The sequence below is a fragment of the Herpetosiphon llansteffanensis genome (assembly GCF_003205875.1).
In the GTDB taxonomy this organism is placed as follows: domain Bacteria; phylum Chloroflexota; class Chloroflexia; order Chloroflexales; family Herpetosiphonaceae; genus Herpetosiphon; species Herpetosiphon llansteffanensis.
The window spans coordinates 1-18,108 of sequence record NZ_PUBZ01000151.1 but is presented as its reverse complement, the minus strand read 5'-3'; the positions used below and the strand labels follow the sequence as shown (position 1 = coordinate 18,108).

Below are 18,108 nucleotides of genomic sequence, written 5' to 3'. Positions count from 1 at the left end.
TCAGATGTGTATAAGAGAGAGGGCTAGGGGTCAGGGGTCAGAGATGGCTATTGGCTATTGGCTATTGGCTATTGGCTATTGGCTATGGGGCTAGTAAATTAATAATCTGAGCTAATCTGTGGCGAAAAACGTCCTTCGCGCTCTTCGCGCTCTTCGCGGTTCCTCACCTTCGTGCTCTTCGTGACCTTCGTGGATCAAAAAGGGGATCAGGAACCAGCGGCGGGATGTTTAAAATATCGATCCCGAGCCGCTGATCCCTGACCCTTCGTCCCTCGCGGCTCAATCCTTGGCCAAGCGTTGCAGTTCGTAGAGTTTGGTAAGCGCTTCGATTGGTGTAAGTTGGGTCACGTCCATTTCGCGCAACAGCTCGAGCGCTGGATTTGGCTCGTTACTGCTAAACAGCGACATTTGCGGTGCAGTCGAACTGCCTGCTGCATTGACCCGCCGCATCGCTTCGCGCCGTTGCTCACGCTCGCCTTTGCCTTCAAGCTCGCTCAGCACTTCGCTTGCCCGTTTGATCACTGCTGGTGGCAAGCCCGCCATTTGCGCCACATGAATCCCATACGAACGATCAGCAGCGCCCTCGATCACTTTGCGCAAAAACACCACATGATCGCCTTCTTCGGCCACCGCGAGTGTCCAATTATGCACCCGTGGCAAGATGTTGGCTAGCTCGGTCAGTTCGTGATAGTGGGTTGCAAACAAGGTTTTGGCCCGCAGTCGGGGCTGATTATGAATATACTCAACCACTGCACGCGCAATCGAAAGCCCGTCGTAGGTGCTGGTACCCCGGCCAATTTCATCGAGAATAATCAACGAGCGCGGCGAACCATTGTGCAAAATATTGGCAGTTTCAATCATCTCAACCATAAACGTCGATTGACCAGTCGCAATATCGTCTTGCGCCCCAATTCGCGTGAAAATCCGATCGAGCAGGCCAATTTCGGCATAATCAGCGGGCACAAACGAGCCAATTTGGGCCATCAAGCCAATCAAGGCCACTTGACGCAAGAACGTGCTTTTGCCCGACATATTAGGGCCAGTCAACACCACAATTTGATGCTCAGGATCGAAATGGGCATCGTTTGGCGTAAATGGCTCATTCAAATTGTGCTCAACAACCGGATGGCGGCCATTCTGAATCACAAATACATCATCGAGCCGCAGGGTTGGCCGCACAAAGCGCTGACGAACCGCAACCTCAGCCAAGGTGCTATAGACATCAAACTCAGCAATCGCCCGCGCCAAATCAAGCAAACGATGGCCTGCATTCGCCAATTGGCGCAAGATTTGGCGAAAAGCTTGGCGCTCTTTTTCGTTCAAGGCTTCCGAGGCATTCAAAATTAGCGATTCGTATTCTTTGAGTTCGGGCGTGATATAGCGTTCTGCGTTAACCAAAGTTTGCTTGCGAATGTAATCATCGGGAATCCGCGTTTCGCCGCTGGCCTTCGTGACTTCGATGTAGTAGCCAAAGACTTTGTTGTAGCTCACTTTGAGCGTTTTGATCCCAGTGCGTTGCTGTTCCTTGGCCTCAAGCTCATTGATCCAGCGGGCTGCATCGCGGGTGGCATCAACAATTGCATCAATTTCGGCAGCGTAGCCTTTGCGAATCACATTCTCGTCGCTGCGAGCGTTATCCCATGTGCCAAGCAGAGCAGGCGGATCGTTGGCAATCGCCTGTTCGAGCAATTCACAAATATCGGCGCAAGCATCAATTTGGTTGCTGGCTGGTTCGTCATCAAACAAATCATCATCGCTGGGGGCAATTTCGGTTGGGCTGGTTGAGCGCAAGCCCGTGCGTTCGATTTGGCTCAAAATATCGGGCGTTAGGCGCAATGCTTCGCGCAATCGCACCAAATCGCGCGGCGTGGCAATGCCCTGCACCACCCGATTGATCGTGCGCTCAATATCGCCAACGCCCTTGAACAAGGCCCGCACCTCGGCACGCACCAAGGTTTCTTCAACAAAACTACTGACCGCTTGTTGGCGCTCGGTCAATGGGCCTAATTCAATCAGCGGCTGCGAAATCCATTGGCGTAGCAAGCGTGCACCCATCGGCGTGCGCGTTTGATCGAGCACCGCGATCAACGAGCCTTTGCGTTGGCCCGCCGCGCCTTCGGTTAGCTCCAAATTGCGCCGCGTTTGTGGGTCGAGGAACATAAAGCGCGTCGTATCATACACCCGCAAGCTGCGAATTTGGGCCACACTATCGCGCTGCGTTTCGTGCAGATATTGAATTAATGCGCCAGCAGCCCGCGTTGCGAGGGCTTTATTGCCAATTCCAAAGCCATCGAGCGATTGGCTTTTAAATTGATTGAGCAAGGCATCGCGGGCAGTGCGAGCTTCCCAATGCCAATTTGGCCATTGCGTGACGTTGCCTTGAACCCAGGTGCTTTCGTTATTGCCTTCAACTTTTTTGGCGGTGCGTTCGTGGGGCAACAGGCGCTCGCGTTCGGCCTTGCGCATTGGCGCGAGATCTTGGGTTAGCTGCTTTTTGGCAATCTCCAAGCCAGCGGGCCGCAATTCGGGCGCATCGGAAACCAACAATTCGGCAGCGCCCAAGCGGGCCAATTCGCCTTCGAGTTGTTTCAAGGCCTCGTTGCCGCGCAATTCAGTGGCGCAAAACTCGCCAGTCGTCAGGTCGGCATAGGCCAAACCAACGCTACCACGATCGACCAAGATTGCAGCGAGGTAGCTATTGCGTTCAGCTTGGAGCATGGTTGGCTCGGTCAGCGTGCCTGGAGTAACGATGCGCACGACCTCGCGTTTTTGCAAGGTTTTATGCACCATCTCATCCATTTGTTCGCAGATGGCGACGCGATAGCCGCGGCTGACCAATTGCTCAATATAATTATCGGCAGCGTGATAGGGCACGCCAGCCATCGGCGTATTTTCGTCGCTGCTCAGGCCACGCACGGTTAGGGTAATATCAAGCACTTCGGCAATTAATTTAGCATCATCACCAAAGGTTTCATAAAAATCGCCCAGCCGGAAAAACAGAATCACATCGGCGTATTTTTGCTTAATCGACAGATATTGCTGCCACATCGTCATTTTTGACACGGTAGACCCTCAAGCATGCTGCAAAAACTCGGTTCAACCAGCAAATTATAGCATGTCAACCAGAATTTGAACATCTGTGCTATAGGCCATTTAGGTGATTTGGGGCTAGCTATCTGGCAACAAAAAACGCTCCGTAATGGAGCGTTTGGCAGGGGCGCAGGGATTCGAACCCTGAAATCCGGTTTTGGAGACCAGCGGTTTACCATTGAGCCTACACCCCTTCGCTGGTTGTCTGTTTTATCAGACGAGGCGGAGTATAGCATAGTTTGGTAAATTGAGCAAGTTTTTAATTCTTGGGCCTATTTTTTCTTGCCGCCGCGCAACAAAGCAGCGGGGTTGCCAAACAAGCGTTGGCTAATGCTGGTGCCAATTTCAGCATCGGCTAATTGCTCGCCTTCGCCTGGGCGTTGGTTTTGCGGCAGGGTCAGCCATTGGTCGCGCATGGTTTTGGCATGTTCAAACATGCTTTGCAAATCATCCATCTTGTCGTCTTCTAGCGCGGTGCGCATCTCGACCAAGACCCGAATTGATTCGTTGACCCAATGTTTGATCGCGCTGCGATTGGTGCTACAAATATCGCGATGCATTACTGGATCGCCTGATGCCAAGCGGGTCAGATCGCGAAAGCCACTGGCAGCGATCATCTGCATTTCGCGCCACGAAGGCGAGCGGGTTACAACTTCGGTTTGGGCTGCTGCCAGCAAAAACGGCAGATGGCTGATGCCAGCCACATAAATATCGTGCTCTTCGGGATCGATATAGTAGGGCTTAGCGCCGATTGTTTCGACGAAGGCCGTCGCCAAATCGGTAGCTTCAGCCGTGGCGTTGACTGGTGGGCACAAGCAATAAACCGCGCCTTTGAACAAATCTAATTCAGCAGCCTCGGCCCCAACTTTTTCGCGGCCAGCCATGGGGTGTCCACCAACAAAGCTCACGGTGGTGGGCAGCAACTCTTTGGCCCATTGCAAAACGTTGGTTTTGGTGCTACAAACATCGGTTACCAAGGCCTTATAGCGCAAGTGTGGAGCAATTTCACGCATTAAGGCTGGCAAGGTTTGCACCGGAGTTGCCAAGACCACAATATCGGCTTCTTTGACTGCTTCGGCAGCAGTTTTGGCCTCGTCATCGATCGCCAAACGCCCGCGCGCAATTCGCAATTGTTGGCTACTACCATCGTAGCCAATAACCCGACAACGCCCTAGTGGAGCGGTGTCAGGATCAGCAGTGCCCAACGCCAAGCCCAGCGACGCGCCAATTAGCCCAGTTCCAAGAATTGCAACGGTATGTGGCATAGAACAAAACCCCCATGTGTAGCGATCAAGCCTGCTATTTGGCCTGTAACGATAAAATCACCATCTCGCTTAGCACCAAAATGGCGATTAACAATAACACTGTGACTGGCTCAAAAATGTTCATTGCGGCCAACAGCACACACAAACTGCAAAAAATCCCAGCTTCTGCCGCTTGGCGATGCGAACGGCGCACATCGAAACGTTGCGCCCGATTGTGGTAGCGCCGAATGCCCCAAACATAGACCAGCGGCAAAACCAAAGCGTTGCTGGCCAAAAATACGCCACTCAGAAACAGCAAGTAGATTGGCAAATCGGGCAGACCAGCAGCAATTGTGGTGGTTGGGGCAGGCACAAAGGCCAATACCCAGAAAATTACGGCCCAGCCAACCGTGCCGCGCCAGGTTAAGGCTGGCAAACGCAAAGCCCATTGTACTGGCAACCAGGTGGTTAAGCCCAAGCCCAAACTTGCGATGCCAAACAAGCTGCGAACCCACAAGCCAGATTGGGGCGAAAGCCCGCCAAAAAAGATCCAGACCAGCATTGCCGTCCAGCCCAAACCTGCCACAAAGGCAACCCACAATGGTGGCCGTTGAATCTCAGGTGCTGGCAGGCTCTCTGGTTGCAAGGCTGCAACGACTGCTGGCGGCAATTCGCGCCGGACTGGTGGCTCGACAGGCAGCTTGGGCAAGGGTTGGTTGGGCAAGGTTGGTGGGCGCAAGCGGGTGCGTGTGCGATCACGGCCACGGCTGGTTGCGCCATTGTTGGCCTGCTGCGGTTCGCTACTTGGACGTTGGCGACTGATGGCGCGGCTAGCAGCCACCCGATAGCGCTCTTGGCGCATGGGATTTGGCGCTGCTGGCTCAGCAACGACGCTTGGCTCGATGGCAGGATCAACTGGCACCTGTTCGGCGCTGGTTTGGCTTTGCAATTCGGCTTTACGGCGTGAGAGTGCGCGACTAATCGCTGAGCGCAATTGGGGCGGAGCCGAGCTACTACGGCGTGGCTCGGCTGCATCAGAATCGGTGGCTTGGTTGGATGCTGGCGGCAGATCTGTCATTCGGGCCTACAATCGAGCGGCGCGTTGCTGCAACATACAATCGACCAGCACCAACGCCAACATTGCCTCGGCAACTGGCACCAAACGCGGCAAGACGGTTGGATCATGGCGGCCCTTGACGACAATCGTCGCTGGCGCGCCAGCTTGATCAACCGTGGTTTGTTCTTGGGCGATTGAGGCTGGTGGCTTAGCCGTCAAGCGCACCACAATCTCCTCGCTGCTGCTGATACCGCCCAATATGCCGCCAGCATGGTTGCTGCTGGTGCCAATACTGCCATCGGCGCGCTGGATAAATGGATCGTTATTTTGCGAGCCACGGGCGTTGCCTGCCTCGATGCCCGAGCCAATTTCCACAGCTTTGATCGCAGGAATGCTAAACATCGCATGCCCAATCAGCGCATCGAGCTTATCGAACACTGGCTCGCCCAGCCCAGCGGGAACGCCGCGCGCCTTGACTTCAACCACACCGCCCAACGAATCCAAATCGCGGCGCGCTTGGTCGACATAGGCGATCATTTGCTCGGCAATGGCTGGATCTGGGCAGCGCATAATATTATTTTCAATTTCATTTTCATCGATAATCTGGGCTTTGAGATGACCTAAACTCAGCGTATAGGCTACCAAGCTAATGCCCATTGTGGCCAAAATTTGGCGCGCCACTGCGCCAGCAGCAACCCGAGCGGCAGTTTCGCGGGCGCTGGAACGGCCACCACCGCGATAATCGCGAAAGCCATATTTGGCATCGTAGCTATGGTCGGCGTGGCCAGGCCGATACAAATGCTTAATCGCATCGTAATCGCTGGAGCGGGCGTTGGTATTACGAATCAGCATTGCCAAGGCCGTGCCGGTTGTGCGGCCCTCGAAAACGCCCGATAAAATCTCGACTTCATCAGGCTCGCGGCGGGCAGAAGTCATGCGGCTTTGGCCAACCCGACGGCGATCCAATTGGGCCTGAATGGCAGCCAGATCAAGCTCTAGGCCAGCAGGGCAGCCATCGATGACCACGCCTAAACCAGCGCCGTGGGATTCGCCCCAAGTTGAAATGCGGAATAAACGGCCAAAACTATTTCCGGGCATGCGGGCCTCGCTTATAACAAGCCATGGATCACGCTAGGCTCGCAATGTTTGCACCAAGCGATCCCGATCTTGGCTAATGCGGAGATTATTGGGATCTTCGGTGAGGGCTTGCTCAAATTGCTGTAACGCATCAGCAGGCCGCTTCATCTGCTCATAAATCAAGCCAAGGGCATGGCGATAGGTCGAATCACGTGGGTTGAGCTTGACTGCTCGTTCCCACTCTAGCATAGAAAGATACCACATCCCACGCTTTTGATAGACAACCCCACGATTGAAGTGGCCATTGCTATCAGCCAATTCTTCGAATTGCGGCACAAAGCGCACAACCTGCTGTGAGACAGATTTCCAAGCAAAGATCAGCAATACCAAAATAATCAGATAGTAGCTAGTACAAACAAAGATAATTAGCTTGAGCATGGCAAAAAATGGAGCAGCATCGCCTGAAACATTCATTGAAGGGTCAATTATAAATGATTGACTGAGAAGCTGCATTAATGGTGTAATTTCGTTTTCTAATAGAAATACTGCAAATAATAATGAAAGCCAAGAAAACGCAAAAATACTATTATAAATAAGAGTTCCCCAGAAACCATATTTTTTACGGCGCATCAAGGCGATTGCCATTACGATCCCAAAGACCCCCATTAATAAGAAAACGACTGCCATATTAAGCACGGGAGTTATCGATGCCGAAAAAATTTCCTCCATGCTAGCAACTTTTTCATCTTGAAGCTTTTTCTGTGCTTCTGGTAGGCTTAGGCCTGGAGGGGCTATAACTTTTATTTGCTTTTGGAAATCAGTATAGTTTTGAAATACATCAACAAAAATAAGGATGGCAAGCAATGTCCATAAGAGAGCTGGTAACATACTTAATATTGCGGCAATTATGGCTGGTGCTCTAGATGGAGCTTGGCGATCAGCCTTAATCGTCAGGTTCATGCTACATTGACGACAGCGCTTCTCAGCATAGCGGGTTTGCGCCCCACAGCGTGGACATGGCAAAATATCGGGAACTTCACCGAGCGCTGGCATGGCAACTGGGTTTGGTTGGGCGACAATCGCTGGCTGCATCATAGGTGCAGGCCCGGGAGCGCTTGGCTGATCAGGAATCGCATTTGAGGATAGCGGCATATCAGCCAAGGCCAAGGTTGCGCCAGTATACGCTGGTGGCATTGGCGCGGCGGCTGGTGCTGCTTCAGGGATGGCTGGCGTTGGTTCAACAAACATAGCTGGATGTTGCTTGCGCAGCCATTCGAGGCCTTGTTGAGCGCGGCTACTTTGTGGATTAATGTGCAGCGCATTTTCCAAACTAATCCGCATTTCCTGCGGATCTTCTAAGGCTCCTGCCAGATACAGCCAAGCCTGTTCGTTATTTTCATCTTGTTCAACAACCTGCATCAAATGTTGGCGGGCCAAGGCTTTATTGCCACTTTTCAGGGCTGCAACCCCAGCCTGAAACGCTTCAGTACTCATAGAATCATCCCCACATACTAACTGCACGCTCGTCGCAAACTCGCTGATAGACTGCTTGGGTTTGGCTGGCAATTAATGGCCAATTATAAATATCGATAACCGTTTGAAAGGCATTTTCAACCCGCTGCTGAGTCCATTCGGGGTGTTCAAGGGTGTGCAAAATGCTCCAAGCCAACGATTCTGGATTATCGGGATAGATCGTCAAACCAGTTTCGTGGTTTTGCACAACCTCGTGCAAACCGCCCGTATCCGACACAATTACTGGGCAATGGGCAGCCATCGCTTCCAAGGCCACAATCCCAAATGGTTCGTAAATGCTGGGAAAGGCCGCTACATCAGCAACGTTGTAGAGATAATTGCGGTCTTGATCAGTTACGAAGCCAGTCCAATAGACATGATCATTAATGCCCAATTCATGGCTGCGGTTACGCAATTGTTCAGCTAACGGCCCCATACCTGCAATTACGAATTTTACGTCGCGACGTTGCGCCAAAACATGGGGAATTGCCTCAACTAACACTTGAATGCCTTTTTCGTAGACCATCCGCGCAATACTAAACACAATTTTTTCGTTTTCGGCGGCATATTTTTGGCGAAATTGCTGGCGTTCTTGGCTCGGCCATTCGATTGTTGGCACATTCACGCCATTAGCAATCACATCGAGTTTATCGAAGGGCGTGCCAAAAAATTGATGCAGTTGGTCGGCCATAAAATCGCTACACACAATTACCCGCCAGCTTTCGTGGGCCAACCACCATTCCAAGCCATTGATCGTTTTAGCATGGTCGCCGCCCAGCGAGCCACGCCCGCGCCCGCGCTCAGTCGCGTGAATCGTGGTGATCAGTGGCGTATGCCAGGCATATTTCAAGGCCACACTACAATAACTCGTTAGCCAATCGTGGCCATGAATCAAATCGAATGGGCCATGAGTTTTGCCCAAATCATAGGCAAAGCGCTCAAGATAGCGGTTGGTTTCTTGAGTAAACGAAACAAAGCCATAATCGGGCATGGCTGGGGGCTGAACCCGCCAAATATGGCTATGCATGCCAAAACGCTCGTGTTGTTGGCCGCCGCGCAGCCATGGCGTTAACACATGCACTTCGATTCCCGCCGCATCAAGCACCGGAACCAATTCGGCAATGTGCTTGCCCATACCGCCAACAATATGCGGTGGATACTCCCAAGCCAACATCAAGACGCGCATGGATGCTCTACTCCTATGATTGAGTCAGGTTTCAAACAACAATGTTGGGCCATTATACCAAGTTTAAATGGCGCTAGACCTAGCAAATTCACTAGGTCTAGCGCCATTATTTGGACCAAATCAGCAGTCTGGTTAGTACGAATGTTGGGCAAGTGGTAGCATCACGAGGTAGCTGGCCTGCAACGGGTGGGTTTGGCGTTGAAATTCAACGACGTTGCTCAAGCCATCAACATCGGGGTCGCCAGCTGCGCCATTCAAGCCAAGCGCATCAAGCGGGTCAAGCAAATAGCGCACTTCCCAACCATCGGGCATGCCATCAGCATCACAATCGGCAACCAGTGGGCGGGTGCTATTACGATATTCAGCCAGATTGCTCAAACCATCAGCATCAGGATCGCCAGCTGTGCCAAATTCAGCACTCGCTTGCAATGGATCAAGTTGCTGGTGCAGTTCCCATGCATCTGGCAATTGGTCGCTATCGCTATCGGCGCTGCGTGGGTTGGTGCGCAAACCTTGCTCAACCAGATTGCTCAACGAATCGCTATCGGGGTCGGCTTGTGCGCCATCGTTGCCAACTGCGCTCAGTGGATTTAAGTTGGAGCGCACTTCCCAGCCATCGCCCAAACCATCGTCATCGCTATCTGCCTGATGCGGGTTGGTTTGGTGTTGATATTCGTGGAGCTGAACCAAGCCATCAGCATCGCCATCGCCGTTTGCGCCATGCAAGCCTGCGATACTGAGCGGATTGAGTTGCTGCGCCACTTCCCAGCCATCGGGCAAGCCATCGATATCGCTGTCGGCGCGAAATGGATTGGTTGCCAACGCCAGTTCCAACTGATTCTCCAAGCCATCACTATCAGCATCAAGCTCGCAATCCAAGGGATTTGTGCCATGCTCGATTTCTAAACCATCGGGCAAGCCATCGCTATCGCTATCGTGATGGCGCGGGTTGGTCGCGGCAGTTTGCTCTTGCCCATTGCTGAGCTGATCGGTATCGGGGTCGCCAGCGCTGCCATGATAGCCAGTCGAATTAATTGGCGACAATTGATGATCAACTTCCCAGCCATCGCGCAAACTATCGCCATCAGTATCGACATTGCGGGGATTGGTTGAGCTGAATAATTCTTCTTGGTTGGTCAAATTATCGCGGTCAGCATCGCCAGTCGCGCCATCATCGCCAGTCGCGCTGGTTGGATTCAGCGCATAGCCCACTTCCCAGCCATCGCTCATGCCATCAGCATCGCTATCAGGATTGCGTGGATTGGTGGTGTGAATTTGCTCAGCGGCATTGCTCAAGCCATCGTTATCAGGGTCGCCTGCTGCGCCATCGGGGCCAAGCGCGCTGTAGGGGTTGAGCTGATGTTGAATTTCCCAAGGATTGGTTAGACTATCACTATCGCTATCAAGTTGCTCATTGGCACTATTTAACTGCAATGCATCGAGATTTTTAGCAACTCCAGGAGTAACTGCATAAAAGTGCAAAAAAATAATAATGAGCGGTACTATTTTTATCCGACGCATAAGCATAATCCTTCCCAAGAAACCTACTGAGGCAAACTCTTGGTAACGATTATGCGCTGATCAAAGGCAATAAACAATTAATTAGCTAGTACTTTATTCTCTCAATCGAATATCTAATCTGGTGGTACTAGCATAATGCTATGACCATTGGCAATAATCTGGGCATTATTTTTGCTTAATCCATGATATCTATAGCTGTTTTGGCATCAATTTAAAATGCCAACTAGGCTAGTGTGATACAGCCAAAGTACTATGCTTATTCGAGCCGATTAATCCAAAGCTCAATACATTGCCTTGGGTAATAGTTGGCTACGGATGCTATTTAAGCTGTATAATAGCACATGTGTTTCAAAAAAAGAGTGTTTCTCCTAACTTTGAATCCAATTCAAAGCTTTACTTACTAGTAATTCGTTCATTTTGGCATGATGAGTATTTTTCATCGCAATACATTTTGTATCAAGGTTGTTTAACTTTGCTAAGCTTAAAACCTCTTCAGCTAGATCATAAGTCATCAAAAATTGACAAGCCATACTACTAGCAACTTTAAATAGTTTCTCATGATCAATAGTTGAATGATTATAGAGGCGTGAGCCTGCTTTTTTAGACGATATAGTGTATGGAGGATCAATAAAAACTGCAATATCGTTACGATCTAACTGCTTTTCTAATATTTTTAATCCATCAGCTTCAATAAATGTTATTTTATTTCGAATAGCATAAATATCAATAATTCGTTTTTTTAACGTTTGAGGATACCAACGTGAACTCAGTCCTTTACCATTTTCACCTTTTTTAATCATTCCAGCTCCATTAGCAAGAATGCCACCACGATTAACTCTATTTTTAATAATAGTTTGAAGCGCTTGCGTTTTAAGCTCTTTGGCTGGTTGATTCAAAAAATGATAAACTTCTTCATATGATAAGTTAAATGATTCGATTTGATCTGCTAACCAAAGAGCATCATCACTTAGAATAACCTTCCAAACAGCAGCAACTTGGTTATCTAACTCAATCATGGTCACATGATCGGCTAAATTCTCAAAAGCCACTGTAAGCGCAATAATACCACCACCTGCAAATGGTTCAATAAATTCTTTAGGTCGCTGCGGTAAACTCATAAGCCATTCGCGAATTCTAGGGACAAGCCACGTTTTACCGCCAGGGTAGCGAAATGGGCTACGATGCGGTACAGAGGCAATATTTACAATATTCGGTAAGTTGAGAAAAGATTGTTGCATTTATTGCTCCATCGATAGAATCAATTGCATTTAGAGTTATTTACCACGTATTACGAGTTTTTGTTGTAATTGCAATAAAAATTCATCTAGATCGCCAGCTTCATAAATTGTCAATTGATTGATTACTGCTATATAGTCAGTATAGATAATTGTATAAAGCTCTAAGCTATAAGTATTGAGTTCATTAAGTACTAAATCATAAATAAACCAAACCATATCAGCTTGCAGTTGATCAACTTCAGGTAGTTTACCTAAAGTTTCAAAAAGGCTTTTTTGCAGGACAATGGCCTGCTTTTTTTGCCATTGCTTTATGATAGCACCTTTGGCTACAATTTGCGGTACAAGCCGCTTGAATGATGAAGATAAATAATCAGGACGCGGATAAAAGGTTTGTCCGCTCCATATGAATGTTGATCGATGCAGATAATCTTGCATATAGTGTTCAAATGGCTTAGAAATATTGCCAGAGATATAAACTGACTGAATTTCAATCGTAACAAAATCGATAATTGTACCAAATTCATCGTAATGAACAAGACAATAGTCGATATTACCAACCCGTTTTTTATGTTTATCAATAAGTCGTATTTCTGGAAGTAAGGCCCAACGTGCATTTTGAGGAAAAAAGCATTCAGCTATTTGTTGAGCAAAAAGTATATTTTGGCGAAAACGGATTGGGCAAGTAATAACAGGTTTATCTCCTTCGAAAATACTACAAACACCTAGTGGATTTAACACATTATCTTTGGTACAGGTGGCCACTATATTGCCAAAAGGACAAAGTTTTTGTTGACGATGTTGATTAGCTTCGAAGCTTAAATTATCAATAGGATAGCCAAAAACCTCAGCTAGTGGATGTTGTGGCATAGAAATTGTCCTTCCGACCAAAATATAGGAATAATGAACAACTTTATTCCAACTCAATTATAAGTAATTAGCACGATAAGTGTATAATAGCACATGTGTTTGTTTTTACAGGAGGAAGCCAATGTTTGATATGATTGGGATTGTAGTTGCCGACATGGACAAGGCCCTGAATTTTTATCGCTTGTTCGATTTGGACTTGCCAAGCGATTCTGGCGGTGAAGATCACGTTGAAACAACCTTGCCTAATGGTATGCGCTTGGCCTGGGATAGCCAAACCTTGATCAAGAGTTTGCATGAGCATTGGCAAGAGCCACGCGGCAATCGCATGGGTTTAGCCTTCAAATGTGCTAGCCCTGCAGCAGTTGACGAACTCTATGCTAAGATTTTGGCAGCAGGCTATGAAGGCTCCAAAGAGCCATGGGATGCATTTTGGGGTCAGCGCTATGCAGTTGTCGTTGATCCCGATGGAAATTTGATTGATTTGTTTGCGCCGCTCGATTGAGGAGGCTCGTTGAGTACTGTCATTGAAGAACCGCCGATTGTCGGTTTGTCTCGTTGGTTGAAATTGCTTGATGAATGGGCCACGTTCTACGAAACTGACCCCAAAGCCGAACGCACGCCAAGTCGTGAAGAGCTTGGTGCCTTTGATCGGGCACAGTCGCTCTATTTGCTCAAAGAACGGGCGATTCAAACGCTGTATCTCAGCCAATCGCCCTCGGTTAGTTTGGGGATTCTCGAAGGCCCGACACCTAAAACGAGAATTTGGCTGTGTGAAAATTGCCGTGCTCAGGCGCGCAAGGGCAATCTTTCGCCCGCCGAATATGCAGAGACAACCGGCGGTTGCGCCAAATGTCAGCGCGAAGGCCTCGAAAACGATTATTATAGTTTGTATGTTTTGAACGTTGATTATGGGGCGTTGGGCAATTGGCAATTTCATACGCCAGTGCCAATTGGCCAGAGCTATTTTCCTGCACCGCGTTCAGAAGCAGCGCCAGTGGTTGGTCGTCGCCCGGTTGATCGCCAAGGCAGAATGACTCGCTTAGGCCAGCCAATCAGCGCAGCCAATCGCCGCCAATACCCTGAGCATACCGTGGTTTGGCAGGTGTGGAATGGCATAAAAATGCTCAAAGCGGAGATTAACTAAATGCACAAAATGATTTGGTTGGTATTGATCTTCTTACTGGCAAGTTGTGGCCCAGAAATCGCCACGCCCCAAGCGCCATATCAGGTGCTCGAGGTGTTGGAAACTGTCGATAGCCAGCACGCACAGGTTGAATTGCGCTTAGAGCGTGATAGTGCCAACCAAATCATTTTGGCGGCGACTTACCAACCCAAAGAACCCCATTTACACTTGTATTCCAAAGATTTGCCTCGCAACGGGGTTGATGGCATGGGGCGACCAACCTTGCTTGAGCTACCCCAAGCAGGCCAATTGCGCTCAGTTGGGCCGATTATCGCCGATGCGATTGCAGCGCCAGACCCAACCCTGCAAACCAGCAAACCGTTGTTGATTTATCCAGCGGGGCCAGTAACCTTGCGTATGCCAGTTGAGCTTGATGCCCAACAGCCTAATCAGCACATTTTGCTGAGTTTTATGCTGTGTAGCAGCAAAGGTTACTGCACCTCGGCGGTTGAACAATTGCCAGTCACGATTCAGCTAGGCAATTCCTAACAACGTTGGCAAAAGTTCCTCGGCACGACCAATATGCTGTTCTTCAAAGGCCGAATCGGCTTCAGCATGCGGCTCTAAGTTGACCAACATCGTGCGTGCGCCCAGCATTTGCGCTGTACGCGCAAACGCTGCTGCTGGAAACACCGTGCCCGATGTGCCAACCGCCAAAAAGAAATCGCATTCACGCAGGCTGCGTTTGGCGTGGGCTTCGGCCCAAGTCGGAATCGCTTCCTCAAACAGCACAATATCGGGGCGCAACGGCTTGCCACAGGTTGGGCAGGTTGGCAGCGTTTCGGTATGCGCGCGCTGATCGACAAAGCTTGGCTGCTCACAATCATCGTCGCTACAACGGCTTTGGCGCAAACTGCCATGAAACTCGACCAAATTGCGCGTGCCAGCCAGTTGATGCAGGCCATCGATATTTTGGGTAATCAGCGTAAAGCGTTGATGTTTGCTCAGCGATTGTTCAAAACGAGCTAATGCCCGATGGGCTGCGTTGGGCTGGGTGGTTTGGAGTTGGGTGCGTAATGGCCCAAAAGCTTGCCAAACCAACTGGGGAGATTGTTGCAAGGCTGTACGCGTGGCGCAGCGCTCAATATCCCATTCGTTCCAAATCCCATTTGGGCCGCGAAACGGTCGCACCCCTGAGGCAACCGAAATTCCCGCCCCCGTCAATACGACGATATTCCGGTAGCGTCGTAGATCAAGCGATAACACCATAATTCTTCTTCCGCAATGAAGTTGGCACCAACAGGGTGCAGCTTGAAAGGCTAGCTATCATCACGACAGCTTCATAGTTATTGTACCGCGTTCTGGCCCAAGCAACTAGTCGTTTGGCTAGGTCGCAACCTCGCTACTTGGCTGATCTCAAGGCCGCTGCGCATAGCTATACTGCTCAGCAGTTACTCAATTTAGGAGGCTGTATGAGTTTACAGGAATTTTCGAGTGAACTGGCCGATGCCGTTGAACACGCTGGCGCAGGGATTGTGACGATCTACGCCCGTCGTCGCCAAAGTGCCAGTGGCATCGTTTGGCAAGCCGATTTAGTATTGACCGCCGATCATGTCATCCAACGCGATGAGCACATCAAGGTAGTTGGGCCAGATGGCACTGAATATCAAGCCCATGTGGTTGGGCGCGACCCAAGCAGCGATGTGGCCTTGTTGCGCGTGCCAAACGCCAATTTCACCCCCGCTGCCTTGGCCAAAACCGAGCCACGGGTTGGTCAATTGGCCTTAGCAGTTGGCCGCCCAAGCAGCGTGCAAGCCAGCTTTGGCATTATTAACGCAATTGGCGGCCCTGTGCCAACCCGCCGTGGCACCTTGGCCCAATATTTGCGCACCGATGCCACGCCATATCCAGGCTTCTCTGGTGGCGGCTTGGTCAATGTTCAAGGCGAAATTGTTGGCTTGTTTACCTCGGGCTTTGCTGGCGGCGAACCAATTGCAATTCCCGTGGCAGTGTTGACCAGCGTGGCCGATACCTTGCTCAATCATGGGCGCGTCCGGCGTGGCTTTATCGGGATTGCCAGCCAAACTGTCAATTTGCCCGAAAACCAACGCGCAGGCCGCAATCAAGCTACTGGCTTGCTGGTAGTCAGCGTTGAAGCCGATAGCCCAGCGCATCACGCAGGTTTGTTGGTTGGTGATATTTTGGTTGGCTTAGATGGCCATGAGCTTGGCGAGCCACGCGATTTGCAAATGCTCTTGGCAAGCGATCGGGCTGGCAAGACCGTAGCGCTTGATGTGCTGCGCGCTGGTCAATTGCAAAACCTCGACATCACCATTGGAGCGAAATAGCCCTTGAGCGAATCAGCATTAAAACTCATGTTGATTGGTGGCACAACGCTGACCCGCGCGGGTATGCGCAGCGTGTTGGCCGAGTACGAGGCAGAAATTGTAGCGGCAGCGCCTAACATCGAATCATTGCTCGACCATTTGGGAAACGTCGATGTCGTGATTTTGCTTGATGATCAAGCCTTGCCCTTGCTTTTACACCACACCACCGATCAGCCTGCGATTTTGCTGATTAGCCAAGAATTACCACACCCCATGCCGCAGCAACGGGCATGGGGTGTGGTAACAACTGATGCCTATCCGCAGGAAATTTGGGCTAGTTTGCAGGCCTTGCAGCTTGGGTTGTGTGTGCTCTCGCCCACAATTTTGGCCCAAATCCACACCCCGCCCCAACCAGAACCCTTGGATAATGTGCTCAGCGAGCGCGAGCATGAAGTACTACAACTCTTGGCTGAGGGCCTGACCAACCGCCAAATCGCCCAGCGATTGGTCATTAGCGAGCACACAGTTAAATTCCATGTTTCAGCCTTGCTCAGCAAATTGGATGTGGCTTCGCGCACCGAAGCAATTCGCGTTGGCGCACAACGTGGCTTGATTATTTGGTAGCCATGCCTAAGCTATCAGTTAATGTCGCCCACTGATCCAAGGTCAACACCTCGGCCCGTAGATTTGAGTCAATCCCGGCTGCGGTAATTGCCGCCAACACTTGCTCTTTGTTATAGCCTTGACCAGCCAAACCACCAGCCAACGAATTGATCAGCTTTTTGCGGGCTTGACTAAACCCTGCCCGAATCACCTTGAACAAGGCTTTGGGATTGGTCGGCACAGCGTTGGTTGGGCGACGGCGCATCAACACCAGCGCCGAATCGACAGCTGGCGATGGGAAGAATGAAGCGGCGGGCACGCGAGCCACAATTTCAGCAGTTGCGTAAAGTTGCACACTATGCGCCAAAATGCTCAAATCGCCTGGCTTCGCGGTAATCCGATCGGCAACTTCCCACTGCATCAGCACCATCATCAAGCTTGGCGGGCTATCGCCTTCGAGAAAATGGCGCAACAACGGCGAGGTAATCGCATACGGAATATTGGCCACAAGTTTGTAGGGTGTGTCGGCGGGCAAGCCAGCAGCAGCCAACATCGCACTGGGAGCCAATTCCAGCACATCGCTTTCGACAATGGTCAGCGGGCGGGCGGCAAACTCAGTGCGCAAACGACCAGCCAAGCGCGTATCAAGCTCAACGCTAATTACTTGGCCTGCGGCATTTAGCAGCTCCCAGGTAAGCACACCCAAGCCCGGGCCAACCTCAATCACCACATCATTGGCATTCACGTCGGCATGCTCCAGCGCCAATTTCAAGGGCGTTGGATCGACCAAAAAATTCTGGCCCATGCTTTTGCTCGGGCGCACCCCAATGCTATGTAACGCGCCGCGCACCCGCGACGGATCGGTATATGGATTCATTATTGCTCCTTAATTAGACTAGTAGTATACCTGTTTCTTGTGAGGCGACGATTTTTTGGGGATCGGTTATTGGGGGTTGGGGGCCGGAACCGTGAAGTGCATGGGATTTTTAGCCACGAATTGCACGAATGACACAAATAGGTTTTTTTAGCCACAGATTCCACAGATTGCCCAGATTATTGTTCCCATAGCCAACAGCCCATAGCCAATAGCCATCGGTTCTTTGCGCCTCTGCGTTAACATGTTGATCCACGAAGGACACGAAGGGCCACGAAGGATGGAACCGCGAAGAACACGAAGATCATTTTTTAGCCACGAATTCCACGAATTACACAAATTATATTCCGCTAGCTCATAGCCTGACCCCTGACCCCTGACCCCTAGCC

At 50.4% G+C, this 18,108-nt stretch carries 16 protein-coding genes and 1 tRNA gene; 5 read left to right on the top strand and 12 right to left on the bottom strand.

From position 1 onward, the window contains the following. Positions 1–279: 279 nt before the first annotated feature. The 10 genes from mutS to C5S61_RS24415 form a co-directional block, all read right to left on the bottom strand. On the bottom strand, positions 280–3,054 hold the full coding sequence (mutS, locus tag C5S61_RS24460; protein ID WP_164689763.1) for a DNA mismatch repair protein MutS: 2,775 nt from the start codon (positions 3,052–3,054) through the stop codon (positions 280–282). Between the two features lie 155 nt (positions 3,055–3,209). Then, positions 3,210–3,284 (bottom strand) — tRNA-Trp (locus C5S61_RS24455). Between the two features lie 78 nt (positions 3,285–3,362). Beyond that, a complete protein-coding gene (locus C5S61_RS24450) occupies positions 3,363–4,355 on the bottom strand; it encodes a prephenate dehydrogenase (protein ID WP_110519854.1) in 993 nt (330 codons plus the stop codon). 34 nt (positions 4,356–4,389) lie between these two features. Continuing rightward, positions 4,390–5,412 (bottom strand): hypothetical protein, encoded by a 1,023-nt coding sequence (locus tag C5S61_RS24445; protein ID WP_110519852.1) that lies wholly within the window; start codon positions 5,410–5,412, stop codon positions 4,390–4,392. A gap of 6 nt (positions 5,413–5,418) precedes the next feature. Further along, complete coding sequence (gene aroC, locus C5S61_RS24440) at positions 5,419–6,489, bottom strand: chorismate synthase (RefSeq protein WP_110519850.1); 1,071 nt, start codon at positions 6,487–6,489, stop codon at positions 5,419–5,421. 33 nt (positions 6,490–6,522) lie between these two features. Further along, complete coding sequence (locus C5S61_RS24435; protein WP_110519849.1) at positions 6,523–7,962, bottom strand: tetratricopeptide repeat protein; 1,440 nt, start codon at positions 7,960–7,962, stop codon at positions 6,523–6,525. A gap of 4 nt (positions 7,963–7,966) precedes the next feature. Continuing rightward, on the bottom strand, positions 7,967–9,166 hold the full coding sequence (locus C5S61_RS24430) for a glycosyltransferase family 4 protein (protein ID WP_110519847.1): 1,200 nt from the start codon (positions 9,164–9,166) through the stop codon (positions 7,967–7,969). A gap of 132 nt (positions 9,167–9,298) precedes the next feature. Beyond that, positions 9,299–10,687, bottom strand: coding sequence for a hypothetical protein (locus C5S61_RS24425; protein WP_110519845.1), 1,389 nt, complete (start codon positions 10,685–10,687; stop codon positions 9,299–9,301). Positions 10,688–11,055: 368 nt separating this feature from the next. Further along, on the bottom strand, positions 11,056–11,925 hold the full coding sequence (locus tag C5S61_RS24420; protein ID WP_110519843.1) for a DNA adenine methylase: 870 nt from the start codon (positions 11,923–11,925) through the stop codon (positions 11,056–11,058). 36 nt (positions 11,926–11,961) lie between these two features. After that, positions 11,962–12,792, bottom strand: coding sequence for a NotI family restriction endonuclease (locus C5S61_RS24415; RefSeq protein ID WP_110519841.1), 831 nt, complete (start codon positions 12,790–12,792; stop codon positions 11,962–11,964). 121 nt (positions 12,793–12,913) lie between these two features. On the opposite strand from C5S61_RS24415, the gene C5S61_RS24410 reads away from it, so the two are divergent. From C5S61_RS24410 to C5S61_RS24400, 3 genes are read left to right on the top strand one after another with little or no spacing between them, the layout of a single operon-like run. Further along, entirely contained in the window at positions 12,914–13,294 is a 381-nt protein-coding gene (locus C5S61_RS24410; protein WP_110519839.1) for a VOC family protein, read from the top strand. Between the two features lie 9 nt (positions 13,295–13,303). Beyond that, entirely contained in the window at positions 13,304–13,936 is a 633-nt protein-coding gene (locus C5S61_RS24405; RefSeq protein ID WP_110519837.1) for a hypothetical protein, read from the top strand. Further along, positions 13,937–14,464: a hypothetical protein gene (locus tag C5S61_RS24400; RefSeq protein WP_110519835.1), complete on the top strand. Its 528-nt coding sequence runs from the start codon at positions 13,937–13,939 to the stop codon at positions 14,462–14,464. Here C5S61_RS24400 and C5S61_RS24395 read toward each other — a convergent pair. After that, complete coding sequence (locus C5S61_RS24395; RefSeq protein WP_110519833.1) at positions 14,450–15,184, bottom strand: SIR2 family NAD-dependent protein deacylase; 735 nt, start codon at positions 15,182–15,184, stop codon at positions 14,450–14,452. The two genes, C5S61_RS24400 and C5S61_RS24395, sit on opposite strands and share 15 nt — an antisense overlap. Before the next feature lie 203 nt (positions 15,185–15,387). Here C5S61_RS24395 and C5S61_RS24390 point away from each other — a divergent pair, with 203 nt between their 5' ends. Beyond that, positions 15,388–16,263, top strand: coding sequence for a S1C family serine protease (locus C5S61_RS24390; RefSeq protein WP_110519831.1), 876 nt, complete (start codon positions 15,388–15,390; stop codon positions 16,261–16,263). 3 nt (positions 16,264–16,266) lie between these two features. Further along, positions 16,267–16,866, top strand: a complete 600-nt coding sequence (locus C5S61_RS24385; RefSeq protein WP_110519829.1) for a helix-turn-helix transcriptional regulator — start codon at positions 16,267–16,269, stop codon at positions 16,864–16,866. On the opposite strand, the gene rsmA is transcribed toward C5S61_RS24385, so the two are convergent. Further along, positions 16,856–17,722, bottom strand: a complete 867-nt coding sequence (gene rsmA / locus C5S61_RS24380) for a 16S rRNA (adenine(1518)-N(6)/adenine(1519)-N(6))-dimethyltransferase RsmA (RefSeq protein ID WP_110519827.1) — start codon at positions 17,720–17,722, stop codon at positions 16,856–16,858. The two genes, C5S61_RS24385 and rsmA, sit on opposite strands and share 11 nt — an antisense overlap. Positions 17,723–18,108: the final 386 nt, after the last annotated feature.

What these genes read in the sequence shown, in the direction of transcription:
- C5S61_RS24450 (WP_110519854.1), bottom strand. Translation starts at nt 4,355, where the DNA reads ATGCCACATACCGTTGCAATTCTTGGAACTGGGCTAATTGGCGCGTCG.
- C5S61_RS24435 (WP_110519849.1), bottom strand. Translation starts at nt 7,962, where the DNA reads ATGAGTACTGAAGCGTTTCAGGCTGGGGTTGCAGCCCTGAAAAGTGGC.
- aroC (WP_110519850.1), bottom strand. Translation starts at nt 6,489, where the DNA reads ATGCCCGGAAATAGTTTTGGCCGTTTATTCCGCATTTCAACTTGGGGC.
- C5S61_RS24400 (WP_110519835.1), top strand. Translation starts at nt 13,937, where the DNA reads ATGCACAAAATGATTTGGTTGGTATTGATCTTCTTACTGGCAAGTTGT.
- C5S61_RS24395 (WP_110519833.1), bottom strand. Translation starts at nt 15,184, where the DNA reads ATGGTGTTATCGCTTGATCTACGACGCTACCGGAATATCGTCGTATTG.
- C5S61_RS24410 (WP_110519839.1), top strand. Translation starts at nt 12,914, where the DNA reads ATGTTTGATATGATTGGGATTGTAGTTGCCGACATGGACAAGGCCCTG.
- C5S61_RS24390 (WP_110519831.1), top strand. Translation starts at nt 15,388, where the DNA reads ATGAGTTTACAGGAATTTTCGAGTGAACTGGCCGATGCCGTTGAACAC.
- C5S61_RS24425 (WP_110519845.1), bottom strand. Translation starts at nt 10,687, where the DNA reads ATGCGTCGGATAAAAATAGTACCGCTCATTATTATTTTTTTGCACTTT.
- C5S61_RS24445 (WP_110519852.1), bottom strand. Translation starts at nt 5,412, where the DNA reads ATGACAGATCTGCCGCCAGCATCCAACCAAGCCACCGATTCTGATGCA.
- C5S61_RS24420 (WP_110519843.1), bottom strand. Translation starts at nt 11,925, where the DNA reads ATGCAACAATCTTTTCTCAACTTACCGAATATTGTAAATATTGCCTCT.
- C5S61_RS24430 (WP_110519847.1), bottom strand. Translation starts at nt 9,166, where the DNA reads ATGCGCGTCTTGATGTTGGCTTGGGAGTATCCACCGCATATTGTTGGC.
- C5S61_RS24415 (WP_110519841.1), bottom strand. Translation starts at nt 12,792, where the DNA reads ATGCCACAACATCCACTAGCTGAGGTTTTTGGCTATCCTATTGATAAT.
- rsmA (WP_110519827.1), bottom strand. Translation starts at nt 17,722, where the DNA reads ATGAATCCATATACCGATCCGTCGCGGGTGCGCGGCGCGTTACATAGC.
- mutS (WP_164689763.1), bottom strand. Translation starts at nt 3,054, where the DNA reads ATGACGATGTGGCAGCAATATCTGTCGATTAAGCAAAAATACGCCGAT.